Here is a 21,014-nt window from a genome sequence, read left to right on the forward strand (position 1 = left end):
GCTTATTTATGAGGCTCGTGGTTCCCCCCGGGTGCGAAACTTGGTGAAACATCGGAATATCTGCAAGAAATAGTGATGAGCCCACGGATGGAGTGCCTTTATTTGGAAAAGAGGCGAATGGCCTCATTGTCGGAATTTTGCCCTCCTTCAATGCTCGGTATCCGCCTACTTCGTATTATTTACCCGATTCTCCCTGCATGGAAGCAGCGACTTTCTTCATTTCTTCAACAGGCAGATTGGCGCTCGTAATTCGGTATTCCACGCCTTCCGAATTCCAGGTCAGCGTTCTTTGCTGATCGCCGGTGAGCAGGCCAACTGTTGTGAAATCGATATACACGGCCTCGCCCGGTACGAGGGAAACCGCACGATCCACCGGTCTGGATTCCATAATCGTGTATTGATACACGCCGTCATACTTCAGAATAACCGCATGATCCTTGCTCTCCGGAACTTCCATCGTGTCTTTGTTTGTGACCCCTGCAGGCACATATTCCGGATAGATGATGCCGAAGGATCCCATATCGCGACCCGAAGCCGCTTCCGTCAAACCTTCGATTCCCTGAGTGCCGTTACCTTCCGTACTGGAAGCCACCGGTACCCCGTTCTCGTCCACTTCCGCCATGGTCCCCTTCGCATCGTTCATGGCACTTAGATTCTTGTTCGTATCAAATGAATCCTTGGTCAGGTTCGTATCAAAGGTAAAGGTGTTGAATTTCACCTCAACAACCACATTTGCTTCGGAATCCGACACTTGTACCTGTTTCGGCGTGTAGTTGTCCTTGGCGAGCCAAATCTTCTGACGAATCAAGGAATGGCTGTGGTAATTGGCGGCCACATCAAACACGTAACTATCCTTATCCTCGGCAAACTGACGGGTGTTGTCGTTCAGAATGCTGCTAAGCAGCGTTTGGTACAGATATACCTGTCCCTGATTATCCGGCCAGTCGCTCTTGAAGCGGAAGCTCTTGTTTAAGCTCGGCGTCAGAACGAACACGCCGTCATCGTTGCGAAGCACGATTTGCGTAATATCCTTTTGTCCATTGGTTAAGCTGATCCGGTAATAAGATGGAGACTGGTACCATACCTCAACCTGATACTCCTGCGGCGCCGAACCGGTATGTATGGTCATAACGCCCGCTCCCTGGTAAGCGCCCTTGGCACTTTCCAGCTTATCAGCCACCTTGCCCAGATCCTTTACAACGCTGTCTGCATTCTTCTTCCCGCATCCCGCCAGTATTGTTGTTAAGCATAATACTACCGCGAGCAGCACCCATGAAATCCGGCGCATGTCATCATCCCCTTCAACACTTGTTTTGACTTGATTGATACATGTCTATGAGGGACTTGGTCACATTATGCAGACTAGCCTGACAAGCACCGCTGCGTTGGGACTCGGCAGGCGTTTACGCTTCGCTTAAACGAAAAAAGAGCCGAAAATGAATCCGTCGATCGCTGATTCATCCTCGGCTCGATATATGAAAGTAATCAGTACAACCCCTCTTCTTCTTATTGGTCTCTGTAAGTACAGAAGCTGATCGACCTTAGCCAACTCTAAGGGGCTGTGTGCATAGAAACGGACTTCTCAGGAGCCGTATTCGTATAAGGCGCGAACCATTCTTCATCTACATTGTCAGGTGACGGAAGACTACGGGTGGTCGAGTCAAAGATCCAGAAGAACCCTACACAGAACACGGCGATTCCGCATCCCGCGATAATGGAGGAGCTTGCCGCAACCACGCCAAGGGCACCTCCGATCAGGCTGCCAAGCGGCATGGCAATTCCGCTGAGTCCGCTAGCTGCCGCAAACACCGTGCCCAATCTTTTCTCGGGTATTGCCTTCTGAATGACCGAATTGATGATAATGTTCGTAATCCCTCCGGGAAACCATGCCAGACCGTACACCAGAACGACAAGCCAAGTCCAAGGGGTAAATACGCTGAGACACCAGGCAGCGCCCGATAAACAGAACGCTCCGGCAAAAATATATCCAAGGGGCAGGCGCTCCAGCTTCAAATATGGAGCCAGGATCGCTCCCAGCAAACTTCCGAAAGCCTGGGCCATGAGCAATATACCGTAGACGCCGGCTCCGCCGAGGCTGTCGGCAAACGCTGGCATAACCGTAAAGGTAGCGCCGCCCGCAGCATTGATGACAATCATCCCCATTTGTACCCGTGCGAGCGGGGTTGCCAGAATGTAGCGAAGACCTTCCTTCATGTCCGCCCAATAACTTTTAAGGGCATTACGCTTAGGTTTTGAAGTTAAGGTATTGTTCATTGATGTTTTATTATCGTTGTTATCCGAAGTTTTGATAGATTTCTTGATTTTCAGTTGCGAGAATAGCAGCGCTCCGATGAAGAAGCCAATGGAATTCCATAAGTAAAGGGATACTGCGCCCAGCACAATAATCAACACGCCGGATATTGCGTTGCAAGCGACATCGATGCCTTGATAGGCTAAGGAGAACAGCGAGTTGCCTTGCGTCAGCTGCTTTTTATCGAGAATTTTGGGAAGGGCCGACATTTGGGCCGGATATACCCACATATTCAGCGTGGACAGAATCGGTGTAATCGCCAGTACAACGCCGACCGTCAGAAAGTCGAAATAAAATGCAAGCGGAACGATCAACAGAAGAAGCGCCTGAAATAACTGGGTGTACACCAGAAGCCCTCGTATAGGAACGCGGTCAATCATCGGACCGGATAGCAGTTGAATGATTCGGGGAAGAATCGAGAGGAAGCCGGCAAGCCCCGTATACAGCGTCGAGCCTCCGAGATCGTACACCAGCCACATGGCCGCTACCGCGTACAGGCTGTCGCCGATATTCGTAAGAATTCGGCCAACGAACAACACCAGGAAATTGCGATTTTTTAATATTTCCATAGAGGAACACTCCTTGATTAAAAATTTAGTAGTTTTGGAGAGAAGAGGCTAAAGAAGCCCCTTCCTAATCGGACGTTTCCGTCGAAACCACGTTGATCCCGACGGCATACTCCTTGCTGTCTTTCCCTTTGGTCGTGAGGGTCTTGTTCACCCATTTTTCAAGCAGTTCCTTGAATTCCTTTGTCATCTCTTCATATTGGTCTGCGTCCAACTGCAGCCTCAAGCTGATCCTTGTACGGGTCGCCGCTGCATAATCTTCGGCAAGGACCGGGTCCATCGTTTGCGTTCCCTTGGTGTTAAACCACTTCGCTTTGGATTTATAATATTTCTCTACGATGCCGCCAACCGTCCGGGTCTCCACCAAATCTATCAGCCCGCCGTCATATAACTTCTGAATATGATAGTGGATGCTTCCCGGCGAATCTCCCAATTCATCTGCTACTTGCTTTGAGGTTTTGGCCGTATCCAGTATGGTTCCGAGAATTTTCACCCGCTGGGCGCTCCCGAGCAGCTTCGCTTGTTCCACCGATATTTCGATGCTTTGATTTTGATCTTGTTCCATAGCGCAACACTCCATTCTAAATTCATTCTAATTACGTAAATTAAACTGTTATTTTCGTTTATTCCATTTTAATTTATCATTCTAATTTTCTAGATCGGTATGACACAATAATAAACCACCTATTACCATTTGTAAATAGGCGGCTTATGAATTGTTTATTTTTTTTCTAAACGGGTTTGACCATATGATAATAAACATGCCCGTTAATCATGATTTCCTTATCCGTTTTATATCCTCTTCTGTCGTACAAAGAATGAGCGCGATGATTGTCCGTTACCACAGCGAGAGCGATTTTACGATACGTAAGCTCCTTTGCCCGGTTCTCTGCATGATCTATGAGCGCCGAACCGATCCCCTTTCCTCCAAACTGCGGAGAAACGGATAACGTATCGATATAATACTCATCCTCGTCTGCCTCTTTGTCCAGCGCTACGGAAGGGTCATTCTTCAGTTTCCGCAAACGATCCAGAATCGGACGATCCAATTCGGCCGCTTGATCCCCGCCGTAAGCAACGATAATGCCCGCTACCTCGCCGTCGATCTCCTTCACGGCAGCCTGACGGTAACTGAGCCTGCCCTCGTCTGCCCGGAAATATTGCTCCAGCACTTCAAGCACTTTCTCTTCACTGTCTTCCCCTGTTAATTGATGCGCCACATCGTGCAGTGCGTCGTACAGCAGCCTTACCGCTGCAACTGCATCCTGTGGTCTAGCTGATCTGATGCTCATGCCTATTCATCCTCCAATTACAATTCAATGCAATTTCATCATTCAAGTATCCCAGTCCTCAACCTCATAAAACAGCTCCATCTCGGACGATGCTGTAAAAGAACGCCGTTTCACTTCAGGATCCCCGATCTTCTCGTGCAGTCCAAACCCTCTTGATACCTTGAACGTAAAAGACAAGCCATGTGGTACCATTGCACTCCCTCTATATATGCCAACTCCGCAGTACGGAATCTCAAATCCGGCATAGATCGTGGAGGAAGCCGGTGTGGAAGGCGGTACCTTCACCTGAATCGTGACTTTCACAAGCTCAGGCAGCTCTTCTACAATCGTAATCTCTTTATTCGCGATTAAACTTCCCATTTGCAGCGTAATCCGGGTGCTGCCAGGAGTTCGAGGCATCAGCGTTCCATCTGGCAGCAGCGTGAGCAATTCAGGATCCTCAACATGATATGTTCCATTCATCAACGTTTGCACAAATCCGCTGTCGTATGTAATGACCGGATTCAGTTGCTTGACGGGTCCGTTCACCCCTACGACGCCATCTCCATACAGCTTTATCGAGGCTGGTTCTCCAATGTCGCCAAAAAAATACAGTAGCGGCGCTTGCGCTCTGCCTGCCCAGTCGCTTTGGCTGTGAGCCGCTCCCGGATCAAGGAACAGCATGAGATCTTCCCCAGGCACAAACCCGTCTTGGATCAAACGTTCTGCTTCCTCCCGTGCGTATTTTTCCATGAAGACCCCTTCCGCGCCGCCCATATCAAGCCATATCTTAAGATTGGGATGCGTCCCGTATCTTTCATAAAAGGGATGTTCCTTAAGCTCTCCCTGAGCATCAAAATGAGCTTTGACGAAATAAGGCGACATGACCGCAATGCTTCCGAACACGTCCGGTCTTCTAAAGCCGATATTGTAGGTAACGATCCCGCCCGCAGACGAACCCATCATGGCCGTGTGCTGAGGGCCCCTCAACGTGCGAAAGTTCTGGTTGATATAGGGTATAACTTCATCAATAATAAATAATTCGTAGCGTTCACCGGCAAACGGGGGATCAAACACCTCATGCATCTTTGGATTGTCATGGAAGTATTCATTCAGTCTTTGATGGGGAACCGTTGCGATGCCAACGATGATAATCTCCTGCATCCGTCCTTCGGAAACCAGCCGATCGGCGGTGACGTGCATATCCCAAGAACCGCCTCTTTCATCCGCTGAAAATACATGCTGCCCGTCATGCATATAGAGTACGGCATAATGCTTCCCCATATTCTCATGATAACTGGGTGGAAGATATACATACAAACTTCGGGTATTGCCTAAGTTAACCGATGGAAAATCTGCAATTTCTACCATTCTTGAGGACATACTGACCATTCTAACCCCTCCTGACTATTTTTGCACCACATACGCGTGTTTGCGCTTAATCACTCCAGGCGATGCCAGATAACAAAAAAAGGCACAACCCGATAAAATCAGGTTGTACCTCTTGGGTAAGCATTGCCTTACTCCACATTATACTGGGGAATTTCCCCATTTTCAATATCAGGATTCACCTTCAGGCGGTTCTTTCGGCACATACTTAAAGATATCGCCATCCACAAAAGTATCAATCAATCGTTCCAGCCATTTATAGTAAGCAACGGCCTCGCGCATCTTCGCCTGATCCTCTTGCAGCACCGCTGCCAGCTCTTCGTCATCTTCATGCGTTTTACGGAGCTTCTCCGTTTCGTCGAGCGCTTTGCGCAGGACCAGAATGTTGCTCTCCACCGATTTACGCCATTTAATATCGAAGAAATCCAAGAAGGTCTGGTACCAGTCATACTCCACTTCATACAAATCCTTGCGGGAACCCTTCTCCCACACCTTGTTTACCATTTTATAATCGAGCAGCGTCCGCACGCCTGTACTCATGCTGGTCTTGCTCATTTTCATTTCCTGTCCCATTTCATCCAGGTTCATCGGCTTATCCGCAAAATAAAGCAGTCCGTATAAATGTCCCGTTGAGAGTGGAATGCCGTACAAATCCATATTTCGTCCAATATTTTCAATGACACGCTTACGAATCTTATGCACGGCTGCCTGCCGTTCATCATCTAAATGGTACAAGCCCATGCTTGCAGCCTCCTCTATCTGTAGCCATCCAAGAAGTCATGTCAACATAACAAAACTAGGTGGACTCGAAGTGTAGTGTGAACGATCTCCATAAAATCTAAACAAGCCGAATCCACACACATTCTCTGATCTATTGTAGGGAAAGCTATTTTAAAAGTAAAGAAGATCGCTCTAGAGGATATCGGAGTATATGGGAGCATTTTAAAGGATAACTTTGTACAGTTTTTACTGTACGTACTTTACGTACGGATATAACGTTTGATACTTTACGTATCGGTTGTTACAATGGGTGACATGGGTTTACGAGACGACAGGAATAAGAAGACTCGGTCAAATGGACGCGTCTCTATACAATAAAAGGAGGAGTACTTTTGGCTATTCTGCAAGTTAACAAAGTCAGCAAATTGTTCGGCGCGAATCCGGAACAAGGAATTCAATTGCTGGAGCAAGGCTGGAGTAAAGCGCGAATTGCGAAAGAAAAGAACATAACGGTTGGCGTTAACCGTGTCAGCTTCGATATCCACGAGGGCGAGATTTTTGTCATCATGGGGCTGTCAGGCAGCGGTAAATCTACATTGGTCCGTTTGCTAAATCGGTTGATTGAACCAACATCGGGCGAAATATTGATCCACGGCAAGGATCTCCGAAAAATGAACAAGGAACAGCTGCGTGAAGTAAGACGCAAAAAAATCAGCATGGTGTTCCAGAAATTCGCCTTGTTCCCTCATCGTTCGGTTGTAGAGAATGTGGAGTACGGATTGGAAATTCAAAAGGTAGACAAAAGCAAGCGGCACGAAGCGGCCATGAAGTCGCTTGAGCTTGTAGGCTTGAAGGGCTGGGAGGAAAAAATGCCCGATCAGCTTAGCGGCGGCATGCAGCAGCGTGTCGGGCTCGCCCGCGCGCTCGCTAATGATCCCGAGATTCTGCTGATGGATGAGGCTTTCAGCGCACTGGATCCGCTCATTCGCAGAGACATGCAGGACGAATTGATCGAGCTCCAGGATAAAATGAAAAAAACCATCGTGTTTATCACGCATGACCTGGACGAAGCTCTTCGAATCGGCGACCGCATTGCCTTGATGAAGGACGGTTCGATCGTACAGATCGGAACGCCGGAAGAAATCTTGACCCAGCCTGCCAACGATTACGTAGAGCGGTTCGTGGAAGATGTGGATCTGTCCAAGGTGCTTACCGCTTCACGCGTTATGCGCCGTCCGGAGACCATTACGATGGATCGTGGACCTCGCGTTGCGCTGGAGCTTATGCGTGAACGGGGAATCTCGAACCTGTTCGTCATCGACCGTTCCAAGAAGCTGCTTGGCGTCATTACGGCCGAAGATGCTTCGGATGCCATGAAGAATAACCGCAAGCTTGCGGATATTCTTATTACGGACGGTCCGAGTGTCGGACCCGATACATTGCTGAATGAATTGTTTGAGATTACGAGCATGGCTAAAGTACCGTTGGCCGTTGTGGATGAGAATAGCCGATTGATGGGCGTTATCGTCCGCGGTGCTGTTCTTGGTGCCTTGGCCGGAGAAAGCAAGAGCGAGGAGGTGACGCAAGATGCCTAAGATTCCTCTCGCTAGCTGGGTTGATTCCTTGGTTGAATGGATGGGAGACGTCTTTTCCGGGTTCTTTGACGCCATCGCCTTCATCATTGAAAACGTCGTGCAGCTCTTTACGGATTTGTTCATGCTGCCACATCCGTATCTGTTCATTGTCATCCTGGCCGTCATTGCCTACCTATTAGGCCGTCTGCCGTTGACATTGTTCACAGCCATCGGTTTTCTGCTCATCGATAACTTGGGTTACTGGTCACAGACCATGAGCACGCTCAGCCTGGTTATCACGGCAGCCTTGATCTCCGTTATACTGGGTGTTCCGCTAGGTATATGGGCGGCCTACAGCAAGTCGGCATCCCGCGTGATCATTCCGGTTCTAGATTTTATGCAAACCATGCCGGCGTTTGTGTACTTGCTCCCTGCCGTTACATTCTTCAGCTTGGGCGTGGTTCCAGGGGTTATCGCTTCGGTTATTTTCGCCATTCCGCCAACGATTCGCCTGACCCGTCTTGGCATTATGCAAGTATCAGGTGAACTGACGGAGGCTGCGGATGCATTCGGTTCGACTTCCGGACAGAAATTGTTCAAGGTTCAGCTCCCGCTGGCGATGCCAACCTTGATGGCCGGCATTAACCAGACCATCATGCTGTCCTTGTCGATGGTCGTCATCGCTTCGATGATCGGTGCCCAAGGTATCGGTGCCGAGGTCTACCGGGCCGTAACGCAGCTGCAAATTGGTAAAGGGTTTGAAGCTGGCTTGGCTGTCGTCATTTTGGCGATTGTCCTTGACCGCTTTACACAAAATATATTTAAAACGAAAAAAAGGGGTGCTTAATTTGAAGAAACAGAAGTTTTGGTTGCTGCTGAGCTTGGCTGCTATTCTGGTTCTGTCTGCTTGCGGACAGGGCGGAAATGGCGGAACGGATGGAACGACGGACAAAGGGGCTGAAGGCGGTTCAACTGCTTCCCTCGGTGAACAAGTGAAACATGAAATCATCGGTATTGATCCAGGTGCAGGCATTATGAAAGCGACCGCAGCGGCTATTGAGGAATATGGATTGACCGACTGGAAACTGGTCGAAGGCTCCGGAGCTGCCATGACGGCAACCCTTAACAAAGCCATTAAGAATGAGGATCCGATTATTATTACCGGTTGGACTCCGCACTGGATGTTCTCCAAGTATGACCTGAAATATCTGGAAGATCCGAAGAAAGTATTCGGTGAAGCGGAAGAGATTCACACCGTTGTCCGTCTTGGACTGAAAGAAGATCATCCGGAAGCTTACAAATTCCTGAGCAATTTCAAATGGACGTCCGACGATATGGGTCAGATTATGACGGCGATTCAAGAAGGTCAAGACCCTGAAGCTGCCGCGAAGGAATGGGCGGACAACAATGCGGAGAAAGTCGACGCCTGGCTCGAAGGCGTTCAGCCCGTTGACGGCAAAACCTTCAAATTCAGTTATGTCGCTTGGGATTCCGAGATCGCCAGCACCAATCTGCTGAAAGTGATCATGGAAGACAAGCTCGGATACAAAGTTGAGGCGCTTCAAGTCGAAGCAGGCCCAATGTGGACCGGCGTTGCCAACGGTGACGTGGATGCAACCGTAGCAGCATGGCTTCCGTTGACGCATGCAGACTACTGGGATAAGTTCAAGGACCAGGTCGAAGACCTTGGCGCTAACATGGAAGGCGTAAAAACCGGCCTGGTGGTTCCGTCTTACGTGGAAGCCAATTCTATTGAGGATTTGAAGTAACGATGAAAGCCGTCCCATGGTTTGTGGGATGGCTTTCTTTTTTTGGTGGTCAAGATTAGTCGGCCTGTTCTGGGAGGATGTATCCGTTCCGGTCGCTGTTGAAACCAGGAAAACGGGATGATATTCTTGCGGTATTTTCCCGGTTTCAAAGGCGAACGCCAGGTCTCCTCCACGCATACATCCTCTGTTCCTAAGTACGGCCTCCAATCTTTCCACCCACCAAAAGAGAGCCATCCCTTTCGTCTGGGATGGCTTTTTTTGGGGCTGGGCGCGGGAGGGGCTAAGCTGACCACTGCTACACGGTCAGCTGCCTGATTCACTGCCGGACATGCTGTGAATCCTCTTGGAACTCACAGGCTTGCCGACTCGGCTTGAGAGTCTGACCTGCTCAACACGGTCAGACTGGTTTATTGCCGGGCATGCTGTGAATCCCTTTGGGACTCACAGGCTTGTCGGCTTGGCTTGAGAGTCTGACCTGTCCAACACGGTCAGACTGGTTTATTGCCGGGCATGCTGTGAATCCCTTTGGGACTCACAGGCTTGCCGGCTCGGCTTGAGAGTCTGACCTGTTCTACACGGTCAGACTCATTCATTGCCGGACATGCTGTGACTCCTCTGGACTCACAGGCTTGCCGGCTCGGCTTGAGAGTCTGACCTGTTCTACACGGTCAGACTCATTCATTGCCGGGCATGCTGTGACTCCTCTGGACTCACAGGCTTGCCAGGCTAACTTCCTTGCCCTGTCGGGGGCTTGCATCTTTCCCCGTACGGCCTCGACATTGCACTGCTTCAGCTCGTCCCTCGCTCACAAAAACGATCATGCCCACAGATGGGCATGATCGTTTTTCTACTATATAAGCACTACTCTTTTATCGTTACCGTCACGGGAGAGTATTCGGCAATGACGGTTTGTCCATGCACGGATACGCTGCCCTGCGGCGTAAGGTCTTTTTCGGTCATGATCCCCAAAGCGATGGTGAACTTGTTAAACTTGATCGGGATGTTTTTCTCCCGGCGGATCTCCTCGCCGTTCACGTAGAAGATCGCTTCGTCCTCGGCACGGTTATACGTAATTTTGTACGTGTTGAATTCCCGCGGTGTAAAATGCGTATCTTCCTCTTTGAAAATGCAGAAGTAACGGGTCTTGTCCGATTCCGGCACCTGCACGCCCGGGAACGGCAGGACGGCATACACGCTGGCATACTTGTCGTTCGAAGCAAAAAAGTCCAGTGCTGCACCCGTGCTGAAATCAAGCAGATTCAACGATACATAGCCGTCATACAAGTCGCCGGGAACCGTACCCTGGGTGCGTGCCCGAATCTGCAGCTCGAACGTAACCTCGCCGGATTCCGGCACATCCACCTCTTCGTTGGAATAATACATATGCTTTGCATTATCGAGAATTTGGATTTGATCATTCTGGCGGCTGAGCGGCGCCCGCACGTACAGGATTCCGTTGCGGACGATCACGACTGCATTCGGCTCGCGATATTCCCAGAATGAACCGTCCGGCAGCGGAAAACCGCCGATCTTCCAAGTCCCGGTCTCGGACAGGATAGAGTGAAAATCACCAAAAACGCGTTGTTGTTCCATCTAATTCCCCTTCTTCCTTACAAAGTCTGAATGATTCCTTGAATGATCAATGACAGGATCAGCACGCCGCCGCAGCGCATGGTGGTCATCGTTGACGCACCCATCAGCGGTAAATACGCTTCGGAACGGTTGTTGTCCTTCAATCTTCCATAGACAAGATACAACGGAATCATCGTAAGCAGTGCAATCAATGCGTAAGGCGGGAGCGCCCCGGCCAATACGCAGGCTATCAAAGACAAGCAGGCCAGCAGCAGCAGAACTCTCGAGAAGCTCAGCGCTCTTTTTTCACCCCATACCACTACCAGGGTCTTCTTCCCGGCCTGACGATCCGCCTGCCAATGCAAAAAGTGATGATTAAACAAAATCAGCGTTGTCAGCAGCCCAATGGGCAGTGACAGCAGCAGCGCCCGAACATCCATATGTGAGGTTTGAACGTAGTATGCGCCCATCACCGGCAAAATACCAAAGGATAGCAAAATCGCAATCTCGCTGAAACCCTTGCCGCGGTATCCGAATTGAATCGGCGGTGCGACATAGAAATAAGCGATCAGCCCGCCAAGTCCGCCAAAGATGAAGGCCCACCAACCACTAATCAAACTAAGGATAATACCGCTCAGCGCCGCAATCCCAAACAGCGTCCAGGTAACGATCTCGAATTTACGGAGCGACCAGACGCCCTTCGTAAGAAAACCGGAATTCGTGGAGATCGCATCTACATGCTCCTGCGCTTCCGTGTCCGTTCCGTTCTTATAGTCCCACAGATCATTCACCATATTGGAGAACAGATGGGCAGCACCGCTCCCGATCAAGGTCAATAAAAAGAGGCCTATATGAAATTCACCTGTCCATACATAAGCCCCGAGTGCTCCTAAAGCAACCGGAATCAGCATCACGGGAATCACTTTGATTCGGGAAGCTTTTTTAAACTGTTCAAGGGCATCCACTTGGTTATGCTCCTTTCCTTCTATAATACAGAATAGAACGCCTGCAGACGGCTGCAGACGTTAACGTTGTGAAACATGGAACTTGCATAAATAAGAATATCATAATTGTCGAACTTTGTAATCCGTTTGTTAGAACTTGGCTACGCAGCCATTATACCGATGAACGTTCGATCAGCTCGAAGGCAAGCTCCTTGCGAATCGGCTCTTTCCGCTCCCCTTGAATATGCGCATACAGCATTTTGAAGGCCTCCGAACCCATATCAAAGAGTCGGTTATCAATCGTGGTGAGACCCAGCATTTTACCGATCGGCTGGTTATCGAAGCCAATGACAGCGAGCTCTTGCGGAATGGACAGTCCTCTCTTCTCAGCTTCATAGATCAAACCCGCGGCCACATGGTCACCCGTTACCAATAAACTACTTGGACGTTCCTCCATAGCGGACAGCCGATCCATGATTGCCGCACCGTCTTCCAGATCGATACAGCCATCCAAAATCCATTCCTGGCGGTAAGGCTCCCCGATCTCTTTAAGGACTTCTTCATATGCCACTTGGCGTGCTCTCGTGCTCGGACTGTCCAGTCTTCCCACCGTGAAGCCGATGCGTCGATGTCCCCGCTTTATCAAAAATTGCATGGCACTGCGAAATGCCTCAGCATGGTTTATATATATAGAAGAAAATAATCGTTCGCCCGCATCCTGACAGCATACAATCGGTCCATAAGCACAATAGGCTTCGATCTGTTTCGGGGTCACGGCCGATGATAAAATAATAATGCCGTCAATCTCGCGGTTTCGCAGCATCTCCAGCACTTCCACTTCCTTATCCGGCGCATACCCGGTTTGGCACAGGATTAGGCGATAACTAGCAGCAAGCGCTTCTTGGCCGGCTCCCTCCATCAGCAAGGAGAAGTAGGCATGATTAATAAACGGCAGCATAATAGCAATATTCATCGTTTTCCCTGTAATCAGATGAACCGCGTTCATATTCCGGGCGTATTTCAGCTGTTTCATGGTCTCCAACACGCGTGTCCGCTTATCTTCCCTGACATAGGGATGGTTGTTCAGCACCCGGGATACCGTTGACACCGATACGCCTGCCAGCTTGGCAATCTCTTTAATGTTAGCCACAATCCATCAAGCCCCCTTCGTCCACTGGTTCCTTCCTGATACTATCATGATTGCTTTCCCTATTCAAAGGGAGGCAACCCGGAGTAAAGAGCTGTGATGCATACGAGTGCACACAATACCATACATTGCTTTTTTTTGATACGATTACACAATATCACCCCTATGGAGGTATCGGCATGTCAAAACTGTTCAAGACACTGGGAGCTATATGGCTCATCGGCGGTTTTATCGGAGGAGTCATCGTTCATATCATCATGGAAGGCAATTGGTTGACCGGAGCTACTTGGCTCATTAGCGGTGCAATCTTAGGCGCACTATTCTATACAGTAGGTGAAATCCATGAAATCGTGTGGGAAAATAATGCCCTGCTCCGGGAAGTGCTGCACCGTCTTCCCCAGCAGCCTGGCGATCAGAAACCACCCCTTGGTAATTCCAGGGCTAATCTCAGCGCATTGAAGGGTTATAAGATGAATGCAAAAGATGAACAACGATAAAAAGAAGTCTTGATCTGGTATGCTTTTCATACTTTACACTGAGGTTGGGTGGAAACCTTCATTCATTGTCAGCGTGACCGGCAAGGGCGTGATGGCAAGAGCAAGGCTTCTGCCTTTTTAGCATGATACGTGAAACTTGGATCTTGTCCATTACGTTATCCTTGTCAAAAGGAGCTGATGGAAGATGGAGACGTTCGGCAGAGGCTGCCTATACATTATAATGGGTATGGTTGGATTGTTACTGCTTGCCATTCTATTGGGGACGACGATTACGATCCCCTGGTTCATCTTCATTCCGCTTATCATTATTGCCTTTGTTATAGCTGCATCCAAGAGCAAACGCAAGGATGATGATTAAGCGAACCAGCGGATAAGCCGCCGGATGCTAGAGAGGTGCTACGCGTCGTTTTCGGACCCATATACGAGTTTAGACCCGAACAACGCTTCTCTAGCCACTGTGCATGAAAAAGACTCCCTTCATGGGAGCCTTTTTCATTCTATATGATTCGATCATTCTTTATCTTATCGCTTTATTTCGAGATATTCTTGAAAGCCTCTGTCTGCTGCTTAATGCCAACCTCCGTGGCAAAACGTTCGATGCTGGATGCTCCGAAGAATCCCTCCACGCCCTGGGTTCTGGACAATACATAAGCCGCATCTTCAGGTTCTGCAATCGGACCGCCATGGCACAGAATCATAATGTCCGGGTTGACAGCTTTACCGGCATCGCAAATCGCTTGAATCTTGTCCACGCAATCATCGAGCGTCAGCGCTGTTTTCGCGCCAATGGTACCTTTGGTGGTAAGCCCCATATGGGCAACCAGGACATCGGCTCCGGCTTCGGCCATCTTCTTCGCCTGATCGACATCAAACACATACGGGGTGGTCACCATACCCAGCTCATGCGCCTTCTGGATCATCTCAACCTCAAGATCATAACCCATGCCTGTCTCTTCCAGATTGGCCCGGAATACGCCGTCAATCAAGCCCACCGTCGGAAAGTTCTGTACGCCCGCAAAGCCCTGCTCCTGAAGCTGCTTCAGAAAAATATCCATGATCCGAAACGGATCCGTGCCGCATACACCCGCCAATACCGGCGTATGCTTCACGACCGGCAGCACCTCATTCCCCATATCCACCACGATCTGATTCGCATCCCCGTACGCCATCAATCCTGCGAGCGAGCCGCGCCCCGCCATCCGGTAACGGCCCGAGTTATAAATAATGATCAAGTCTACGCCGCCGGCTTCGGCGCTCTTGGCCGAAATTCCTGTTCCTGCTCCCGCTCCCAATAACACCTTACCCGCTGCTACCTCTGATTTTAACTTTGCTAATACTTCTGTTCTTGTTTGCATAGCCATGATATATGTTCCTCCTTCAGTATAAATACTTGGTGCGTTTGGCTTCCCCTTCTCACTGCCGATTCATTAGCTCCATCAACTTATCGGCCGCAGCCACGGCAAAAGCTTGGTCATTGATGTCCGTATTCATCTCGATCAACTCAACGTTGTTACGGTCTATGCGTTGTCTTAACGTATCAAACAGCATCTTATCCTCTTCAGGTCCATGGAATGCTTCACCTTCTACATCAAGCATCGATACGCCCTTCAAAGGGAGCATCAGCGCCGTAGGCCCTTGCGAATCATTCAGCTTCTCCGCAATCTTCTCGCCAAGCTGTCGGTTCTCCTCAACCGTGGTCCGCATCAGCGTAACCGAGGGGTTATGCTTGTACAGATTCCGTTCCCGGAATGTCTCCGGCACGGTTTCATATGGACCGAAATTGACCATATCCAGCGCTCCGGTCGATACGACCTGCGGTACCTTGCAGCGACCGGCTGCTTCTAGCCGATGCGGACCGGCCGCCAAAACGCCGCCCACCAGCTCATCGCACCATTCCGTTGTCGTCAAATCCAGCACACCGTCTATATATCCGGCCTCAATAAGGCTTTCCATCGTTTGTCCGCCCGTACCTGTGGCGTGAAATACAAGCACTTCGTAACCATGCAGCTCCAGATGCGTCCTGGCATAATCGATGCAAGGGGTCGTAACTCCAAACATCGTCGCTGCAACCAACGGCTTTTTATCCATCGGGGGCGCCGATTCGAACTGAACCATGCCGGCGATCGCATGTGCCGCGTTCGTGAATATTTTGGTGGAAAACGAGTTCAGTCCGGATACATCCACGATGGACGGGAACATGATAATATCACTTGTCCCCACATAAGGTGCCGTATTGCCCGATGCGACCGTGGACACCATCAGTTTCGGAACGCCAATCGGCAATGCCCTCATCCCCGCTGTGACGATCGAAGTACCTCCAGTACCGCCGAATGACAGCATGGCGTCAAATTTGCCCTCGGCATACAGCCTCGGTACGACTTTTTCCATTCCTTGAGCCAATGCTTCAGTCCCTGCCGCCCGGTCCTTTCGGGCCGCGATCTCGAGTATATCCACTCCAGCTGCCGCTGCAACCTCGATGTTGGATACATCCGGCGTGAACATCGGCTCAAACACACCGCTATGGATCGTAAACGTCTTTAGCCCCAAGCTCTCGATGACGGATTTAACATATGAAAACTCGGCACCCTTCGAATCAAATGTCCCTGCAATAGCTACCGTCTTCACCGTGCAGACCTCCTCCATATCTCATCTAAAGGATCGCTTGCACCAGTCCTGACTGGTCCGGCATAGGATCCCTACAAGACTATAATACAGCGCTTTCATATAAAAAAGATCGTATCGATGTACGATCTTTATGTATATTTGTCTTTCAGATGCTGACGATAGGATTGAGGAGAAGTTCCCGCGTATTTCTTGAAGGTTTTGCTGAAATGAACATAGTCAGGGTAGCCTACCAATTCGGCTATTCTGCCCAGGGACAGCTTGCTGTGCTTCATGATTTCCTGAGCCTTGTGAATACGATATTTGGCTATATATTCCGGAAAGCTGCATCCCACTTCCCTGTTAAAAAGCGCGCTCAGATGCGTTCGTGAAACATGAATTCGCTCTGCCAGCTCGGTCATTGAAATCGGGCCCGTGTAATTCTCAGCAACATATTCCTTCACAAATGCAACATAATCCATCGGCTCTTCGAGCCCCGAGAGCTTCTCCATCAGCTGTCGATCCTGCTCCAGATAGCCTGTTGCCTTAAAACGATGTGTTGCATCCACGATGGCCTCTTCCGTCGGTGTTCGTTCAAAGCTCGAACCGCCCACGTAACCCATGGCTTACGTGTTGTCATACATATACTGAACATCGATCGGCGTATGGACCGGGCCGCCATATACCAGCTTGATCGGCCGCCTACGAGAAGCGTCACATACTTCAAATATGTCTCTGGCGATTTGCGCACCCTTCTCCAGCGACCATGCTTTTGTGGTGCCCATCAACCCGCCCGCCGTGACACCCAAATGGGCGCAGATGATATCGGCTCCCGCATCCAGCATCCACTTCGTCTGCTCCGGAGTAAAAACAAAGGCCATCGTAAACATATCCTGATCATGAGCAGCCCGGATGGCCTCCACCTCCTGCAGATAGGTGATGCCTTCTTCCTCCAAGGCTTCACGGAACTGTCCATCAATCAGTCCCACGGTCGGATAGTTGATAATGCCGGCAAAACCGCTGCCGCGGATGAATGCCAAGTAATCAGGAAGCTGAATGGTTGGATCTGTCCCGCATAAGCCGAAGATCACCGGTATGTCACCAACCACCGAAAGAATCTCCCGCGAGCCGAATTCCATCACCATTTCATTGCAGTTCGCATAGGGCATGAAACCCGCCAAGGAGCCAAGCCCCATCTGCCGAAAACGGCCCGAATTCAGGGCCAGTATAAGATCAGCCCCGCCCTTAACCGCATATTTTGCCGAGATTCCTGCCCCTGCCGCAACGCCAATCAATCGCTCCTGCGTCTGTATTCCTTTATGTAATCGGTCTAAAATTTGTTCTCTGGTCGTTATCAAAGCTATTGGTCCCCTTATCTTCAATCTGACCATCATATTACCATCGTTGCTAATCCTATTATAAATGAATATCAATAGAGACGCTTGTCGTAACTGTCCTGTAATCCCCGAGTAACCGACTCCTCCGTCACACTATCTTGATTCACATGATCTGTAATGATCCGGGACGGATTCGGCAGTTGTTCGTCTGGTATCCAGGAATCAGGATTCCATGCTTGGGAGCGTATGAAGGCTTTTGCGCAGTGAATATAGCATTCTTCAACCCGTACTCCGATGCCAAGCCATGGCCGTTTGCCCTGTACGCTGAGCTGCTCCAAAATGTTTTCGTCCCTTACCAGAACGGCACTGCCGTTGACTCGCAGGGTCTCCTTCAAACCCGGTATGACAAACACGATGCCAACCCTCGGGTTGGTCAGGATATTTCGCAGCGAATCAAAGCGGCGATTGCCCGGCCGTTCCGGAATAACCAAACAGGATTCATCCATCACATGTACAAACCCCGGTGCATCTCCCCTGGGCGAAACATCGCAGTAACCGGATTCGTCCGAAGTCGCCATAAATAGCAGCGGACTCTTGTCTATGAAGTCTTTACAGTGATGATCCAATCGATCAATAGCTTTATGTTTGACCACGTGATTGGACTCGCCGAACAGGTCCCGAAGCTCCTCCTCCGATGTAATAATGGACTGAAAAGGACTTTTTGTCATCAAAATCACCCTCCTTTTTATTTCCCCCTCAAACCTGTTTCTTATAACCAATCCGATTCTGGTTCTTGTCCTCTCCGCTCGTATGAAAAGAAGCCCCCCGCAAGTTCCAAGAACCTGTGGGAAGCCATACTCCATTCTTATAAGAAGACAAGCAGCAAAATACCGACGACAAAGCAATAATAGGCGAAATATTTCAGGTTTCCGCGCGCCATGATATTCATGAGCCATTTCATCGCAACATAGGTACAGATCAGCGTAGCAATGAACGCGATCAGATAAGGAATTAGCAGCGAAGAAAAGTCGGGGTCCGATGTGATGTCCGATACGCCCAGCACCATACCGCCGAGACTTATAGGGATATAGAGCATGAAGGAAAACCGAAGCGCTGTCTCCTGCTTCATCCCGACAGCAATCGACGTAATGACGGTTGAGCCGGATCGGCTAATACCCGGGATCAGTGCAACCGCCTGGGCCAAACCTACGATAAGTGCGTCCTTGAATGATAGATCATTGTCCAGCTTGCGGCCGCGAAGATTCCTTATCAGCCAAAGGGCGACCCCCGTGAACAGAAGCGCAATACCAACCGTATGTACAGAAGCAAATATTTCTTCGATCTGATCTTTGAACAACAGACCGATAATGACAGCCGGAATCGTACCTATAACAATATACAGAATGAACAAGAAATCGGATTTATACTCCGGTTTTCGTGTGCGCAAATAATTTAGGCCGTTCACGATCAGTCTCTGCAAATCCTTGCGATAGATAAACGCAATTGCAATCAACGAGGCCGCATTGGTTAACATTTCGAATGACAGCCCATTCTGCTCCATGCCCATGAGTCTCTGGGCGACAATCAAATGACCGCTGGAGGATACCGGAATCGGCTCCGTAACCCCTTGCACAATACCCAGCAGCAAGTACTTCAACCACAAGATGACATCTTCCATAACTCTCCTACTCTCTTTACAACATTTGTATGGCTTATAAAAAACACTAGTCTATCATAGCCCAAAAAAATAGCAACAATCAAACCACGCGCGGGCCAAAAAAGGTAGGTAAACAAGAGAAGCCCCTCTAACCACGGAATTAGAGGGGCTCCTAATCTATTGTTAAGAGGTGATTCCATCATAAGGTCTGCAGCTTAATGAAACCTTAAAGCTTCATTAGGGGGACATAAAAAGTTGTAAGCACACCAGTGATCAGTTCTTATTTCCCTGGCCGAAATACACATCGTAGATGATAACGATAACTCCATTATCGGTTTTTACGCCCACACTACCGGTGATATTCTGCAAGATGATTACGTCACGATGCGAGGAGTGCCGGCAACATTTTATTCATTTGAAAATATAGGTGGCGGAACCACGAATTCCGTTCTTATCGGTGTGTCCACGATTGAGAAAACGGAATCGTTTGTTTCGTATAGATGCTCAATTATACGGTGATACCTGGACATAAAGAAAAGCACCTTTAGCGGTGCTTTTCTTTATTCTTTATAAATGACCAAAATATCGTACGTTCCGTCGGCAGACGAAAGCTTAACATCCTTGACATCATCAGGATAGATATTATACAGGAACTCATTAACCTGTTCTTGCAAATCGTCCAGATTGGAATCGCTAAAGAGCTCGACTTTCAACGTTTTCAGCATGTAAGCACCCCCCCCATCAAACTTCGACATAAAGTGGGTTTTTCCCTGCTGGAGTTAAGTAAACCGGGCGTTTCATCCCTCTAAGATACACTGGCCCTTTTAACGCCTGGTTTCTCATACACGGCTTATCAACATCTAAATTATGGTATATTGGTGGAGTCGTTGTTCGATTTTAGAGGAATTATGATAAAAACATTTTTGGTGGTGGTACAGGATTATGCAAGTCAAACACAAACGAATCATTGGGATTACTGCCTTACTGATGTTACTTTCTACCGTTCTCTTCTACGCCATAATTTATATGATGGAACGCCCTGGAGGATTGTCGGATCGGCGCATGTCCCGCGCGCTCGGGCAAAAAGTTACCCTTCATATCCCACTCGGGAAGACCCCGGATAAAGCGGTCGAACGGTTTAGAGGTCCATCGTCGATGGAAGTCATTCACCGAGAACCTGTTAAAGGGGGCACCCTTATATTTATGAGACGATATAATCAAACGGATAGCAGCAATCTACAGGTAGAGTATGTGCGAAAAACATGGATTGGATGGAAGTGGGTTTGGGGCGGGGGATTCGGGATCAGTGAATCCCTACAATCAAAATCATCATTCAACTATATGAGCATGCCTAAACTAGATCATATCTCAACCCCCTTTCCCATGGTTTTTGGAGATATTCTGAATCCTTCGATCAAGCATGTAACTGTCAAGAGTCAGAATAATGGTACATATCAAGCTAAACTGGCGACCGTGGGAAATGAAAAAATGATCTGGTTCGTGTTTTTGCCCACGGCCATTTCCACACCTTTTGCTATCGAGGGCTTCAATGAAGAAGGAGATCTCATAGCTCGCAAAACAATAACCGACCCGAGAGACAGCGGCTCGGTCAATTTAGAAAATGATTAGAAGTTAGTCCGGTGATATTAAGGATGTATG

Annotated in this window: 22 protein-coding genes; 6 read left to right on the plus strand and 16 right to left on the minus strand. The window is 49.1% G+C overall.

The genetic code is table 11. The features are described from left to right. Positions 1 to 175: 175 nt before the first annotated feature. The 6 genes from M4D81_RS20610 to M4D81_RS20635 all read right to left on the minus strand — a co-directional run bounded on the left by M4D81_RS20610 (position 176) and on the right by M4D81_RS20635 (position 6,278). Positions 176 to 1,288 carry an outer membrane lipoprotein-sorting protein gene (locus tag M4D81_RS20610; protein ID WP_260067908.1) on the minus strand — a complete coding sequence of 371 codons (1,113 nt, stop codon included), beginning with the start codon at positions 1,286 to 1,288 and terminating at the stop codon, positions 176 to 178. A 263-nt stretch (positions 1,289 to 1,551) separates the two neighbouring features. After that, positions 1,552 to 2,880 carry an MFS transporter gene (locus M4D81_RS20615; protein WP_260067909.1) on the minus strand — a complete coding sequence of 443 codons (1,329 nt, stop codon included), beginning with the start codon at positions 2,878 to 2,880 and terminating at the stop codon, positions 1,552 to 1,554. A gap of 64 nt (positions 2,881 to 2,944) precedes the next feature. Continuing rightward, positions 2,945 to 3,442: a winged helix-turn-helix domain-containing protein gene (locus M4D81_RS20620; RefSeq protein ID WP_071222568.1), complete on the minus strand. Its 498-nt coding sequence runs from the start codon at positions 3,440 to 3,442 to the stop codon at positions 2,945 to 2,947. Positions 3,443 to 3,608: 166 nt separating this feature from the next. Then, on the minus strand, positions 3,609 to 4,169 hold the full coding sequence (locus M4D81_RS20625; protein ID WP_071222567.1) for a GNAT family N-acetyltransferase: 561 nt from the start codon (positions 4,167 to 4,169) through the stop codon (positions 3,609 to 3,611). A gap of 42 nt (positions 4,170 to 4,211) precedes the next feature. Beyond that, positions 4,212 to 5,540 (minus strand): alpha/beta hydrolase, encoded by a 1,329-nt coding sequence (locus M4D81_RS20630; protein WP_260067910.1) that lies wholly within the window; start codon positions 5,538 to 5,540, stop codon positions 4,212 to 4,214. Positions 5,541 to 5,708: 168 nt separating this feature from the next. Further along, on the minus strand, positions 5,709 to 6,278 hold the full coding sequence (locus tag M4D81_RS20635) for a GbsR/MarR family transcriptional regulator (RefSeq protein WP_071222565.1): 570 nt from the start codon (positions 6,276 to 6,278) through the stop codon (positions 5,709 to 5,711). Between the two features lie 371 nt (positions 6,279 to 6,649). Here M4D81_RS20635 and M4D81_RS20640 point away from each other — a divergent pair, with 371 nt between their 5' ends. Genes M4D81_RS20640 through M4D81_RS20650 form a run of 3 tightly spaced genes read left to right on the plus strand, consistent with a single transcriptional unit; the run spans position 6,650 to position 9,600 of the window. Beyond that, a complete protein-coding gene (locus tag M4D81_RS20640) occupies positions 6,650 to 7,852 on the plus strand; it encodes a quaternary amine ABC transporter ATP-binding protein (RefSeq protein WP_071222564.1) in 1,203 nt (400 codons plus the stop codon). Continuing rightward, complete coding sequence (locus M4D81_RS20645) at positions 7,845 to 8,678, plus strand: ABC transporter permease (RefSeq protein WP_260067911.1); 834 nt, start codon at positions 7,845 to 7,847, stop codon at positions 8,676 to 8,678. The genes M4D81_RS20640 and M4D81_RS20645 overlap by 8 nt, the downstream gene beginning before the upstream one ends. A gap of 1 nt (position 8,679) precedes the next feature. Next, a complete protein-coding gene (locus M4D81_RS20650) occupies positions 8,680 to 9,600 on the plus strand; it encodes a glycine betaine ABC transporter substrate-binding protein (protein WP_071222562.1) in 921 nt (306 codons plus the stop codon). A gap of 861 nt (positions 9,601 to 10,461) precedes the next feature. Here M4D81_RS20650 and M4D81_RS20655 read toward each other — a convergent pair. The 3 genes from M4D81_RS20655 to M4D81_RS20665 all read right to left on the minus strand — a co-directional run bounded on the left by M4D81_RS20655 (position 10,462) and on the right by M4D81_RS20665 (position 13,266). Beyond that, positions 10,462 to 11,193: a DUF6081 family protein gene (locus M4D81_RS20655; protein ID WP_071222560.1), complete on the minus strand. Its 732-nt coding sequence runs from the start codon at positions 11,191 to 11,193 to the stop codon at positions 10,462 to 10,464. A 17-nt stretch (positions 11,194 to 11,210) separates the two neighbouring features. Then, positions 11,211 to 12,137, minus strand: coding sequence for a prenyltransferase (locus M4D81_RS20660; RefSeq protein ID WP_260067912.1), 927 nt, complete (start codon positions 12,135 to 12,137; stop codon positions 11,211 to 11,213). A 151-nt stretch (positions 12,138 to 12,288) separates the two neighbouring features. Then, entirely contained in the window at positions 12,289 to 13,266 is a 978-nt protein-coding gene (locus M4D81_RS20665) for a LacI family DNA-binding transcriptional regulator (protein WP_071222556.1), read from the minus strand. A 176-nt stretch (positions 13,267 to 13,442) separates the two neighbouring features. Here M4D81_RS20665 and M4D81_RS20670 point away from each other — a divergent pair, with 176 nt between their 5' ends. Next, positions 13,443 to 13,760 carry a hypothetical protein gene (locus M4D81_RS20670; RefSeq protein ID WP_260067913.1) on the plus strand — a complete coding sequence of 106 codons (318 nt, stop codon included), beginning with the start codon at positions 13,443 to 13,445 and terminating at the stop codon, positions 13,758 to 13,760. A gap of 184 nt (positions 13,761 to 13,944) precedes the next feature. After that, on the plus strand, positions 13,945 to 14,118 hold the full coding sequence (locus M4D81_RS20675; RefSeq protein ID WP_260067914.1) for a hypothetical protein: 174 nt from the start codon (positions 13,945 to 13,947) through the stop codon (positions 14,116 to 14,118). A 172-nt stretch (positions 14,119 to 14,290) separates the two neighbouring features. Here M4D81_RS20675 and M4D81_RS20680 read toward each other — a convergent pair whose 3' ends face one another. The 7 genes from M4D81_RS20680 to M4D81_RS20710 all read right to left on the minus strand — a co-directional run bounded on the left by M4D81_RS20680 (position 14,291) and on the right by M4D81_RS20710 (position 20,080). Next, entirely contained in the window at positions 14,291 to 15,121 is an 831-nt protein-coding gene (locus M4D81_RS20680) for a phosphoenolpyruvate hydrolase family protein (RefSeq protein ID WP_260067915.1), read from the minus strand. Positions 15,122 to 15,173: 52 nt separating this feature from the next. Beyond that, positions 15,174 to 16,385 (minus strand): Tm-1-like ATP-binding domain-containing protein, encoded by a 1,212-nt coding sequence (locus M4D81_RS20685; protein WP_260067916.1) that lies wholly within the window; start codon positions 16,383 to 16,385, stop codon positions 15,174 to 15,176. A 128-nt stretch (positions 16,386 to 16,513) separates the two neighbouring features. Beyond that, complete coding sequence (locus M4D81_RS20690; protein WP_260067917.1) at positions 16,514 to 16,930, minus strand: helix-turn-helix transcriptional regulator; 417 nt, start codon at positions 16,928 to 16,930, stop codon at positions 16,514 to 16,516. A gap of 57 nt (positions 16,931 to 16,987) precedes the next feature. Continuing rightward, entirely contained in the window at positions 16,988 to 17,719 is a 732-nt protein-coding gene (locus M4D81_RS20695; protein ID WP_260067918.1) for a phosphoenolpyruvate hydrolase family protein, read from the minus strand. 71 nt (positions 17,720 to 17,790) lie between these two features. Then, on the minus strand, positions 17,791 to 18,426 hold the full coding sequence (locus M4D81_RS20700; protein ID WP_071222548.1) for a pyridoxamine 5'-phosphate oxidase family protein: 636 nt from the start codon (positions 18,424 to 18,426) through the stop codon (positions 17,791 to 17,793). Positions 18,427 to 18,563: 137 nt separating this feature from the next. Next, positions 18,564 to 19,376 carry an undecaprenyl-diphosphate phosphatase gene (locus M4D81_RS20705; RefSeq protein WP_071222546.1) on the minus strand — a complete coding sequence of 271 codons (813 nt, stop codon included), beginning with the start codon at positions 19,374 to 19,376 and terminating at the stop codon, positions 18,564 to 18,566. 539 nt (positions 19,377 to 19,915) lie between these two features. Beyond that, positions 19,916 to 20,080 carry a sporulation protein Cse60 gene (locus M4D81_RS20710; RefSeq protein ID WP_260067919.1) on the minus strand — a complete coding sequence of 55 codons (165 nt, stop codon included), beginning with the start codon at positions 20,078 to 20,080 and terminating at the stop codon, positions 19,916 to 19,918. 217 nt (positions 20,081 to 20,297) lie between these two features. On the opposite strand from M4D81_RS20710, the gene M4D81_RS20715 reads away from it, so the two are divergent. Beyond that, positions 20,298 to 20,984, plus strand: a complete 687-nt coding sequence (locus M4D81_RS20715; protein ID WP_260067920.1) for a DUF2909 domain-containing protein — start codon at positions 20,298 to 20,300, stop codon at positions 20,982 to 20,984. Positions 20,985 to 21,014 lie beyond the last annotated feature (30 nt).

The organism is Paenibacillus sp. p3-SID867 (assembly GCF_025142895.1).
Lineage (GTDB): Bacteria > Bacillota > Bacilli > Paenibacillales > Paenibacillaceae > Paenibacillus_AQ.

Coding starts and splice junctions, on each gene's coding strand:
- M4D81_RS20655 (WP_071222560.1), bottom strand. CDS start 11,193: ATGGAACAACAACGCGTTTTTGGTGATTTTCACTCTATCCTGTCCGAG.
- M4D81_RS20715 (WP_260067920.1), top strand. CDS start 20,298: ATGCAAGTCAAACACAAACGAATCATTGGGATTACTGCCTTACTGATG.
- M4D81_RS20700 (WP_071222548.1), bottom strand. CDS start 18,426: ATGACAAAAAGTCCTTTTCAGTCCATTATTACATCGGAGGAGGAGCTT.
- M4D81_RS20610 (WP_260067908.1), bottom strand. CDS start 1,288: ATGCGCCGGATTTCATGGGTGCTGCTCGCGGTAGTATTATGCTTAACA.
- M4D81_RS20645 (WP_260067911.1), top strand. CDS start 7,845: ATGCCTAAGATTCCTCTCGCTAGCTGGGTTGATTCCTTGGTTGAATGG.
- M4D81_RS20635 (WP_071222565.1), bottom strand. CDS start 6,278: ATGGGCTTGTACCATTTAGATGATGAACGGCAGGCAGCCGTGCATAAG.
- M4D81_RS20630 (WP_260067910.1), bottom strand. CDS start 5,540: ATGGTCAGTATGTCCTCAAGAATGGTAGAAATTGCAGATTTTCCATCG.
- M4D81_RS20675 (WP_260067914.1), top strand. CDS start 13,945: ATGGAGACGTTCGGCAGAGGCTGCCTATACATTATAATGGGTATGGTT.
- M4D81_RS20680 (WP_260067915.1), bottom strand. CDS start 15,121: ATGGCTATGCAAACAAGAACAGAAGTATTAGCAAAGTTAAAATCAGAG.
- M4D81_RS20710 (WP_260067919.1), bottom strand. CDS start 20,080: ATGCTGAAAACGTTGAAAGTCGAGCTCTTTAGCGATTCCAATCTGGAC.
- M4D81_RS20670 (WP_260067913.1), top strand. CDS start 13,443: ATGTCAAAACTGTTCAAGACACTGGGAGCTATATGGCTCATCGGCGGT.
- M4D81_RS20625 (WP_071222567.1), bottom strand. CDS start 4,169: ATGAGCATCAGATCAGCTAGACCACAGGATGCAGTTGCAGCGGTAAGG.
- M4D81_RS20705 (WP_071222546.1), bottom strand. CDS start 19,376: ATGGAAGATGTCATCTTGTGGTTGAAGTACTTGCTGCTGGGTATTGTG.
- M4D81_RS20615 (WP_260067909.1), bottom strand. CDS start 2,880: ATGGAAATATTAAAAAATCGCAATTTCCTGGTGTTGTTCGTTGGCCGA.
- M4D81_RS20620 (WP_071222568.1), bottom strand. CDS start 3,442: ATGGAACAAGATCAAAATCAAAGCATCGAAATATCGGTGGAACAAGCG.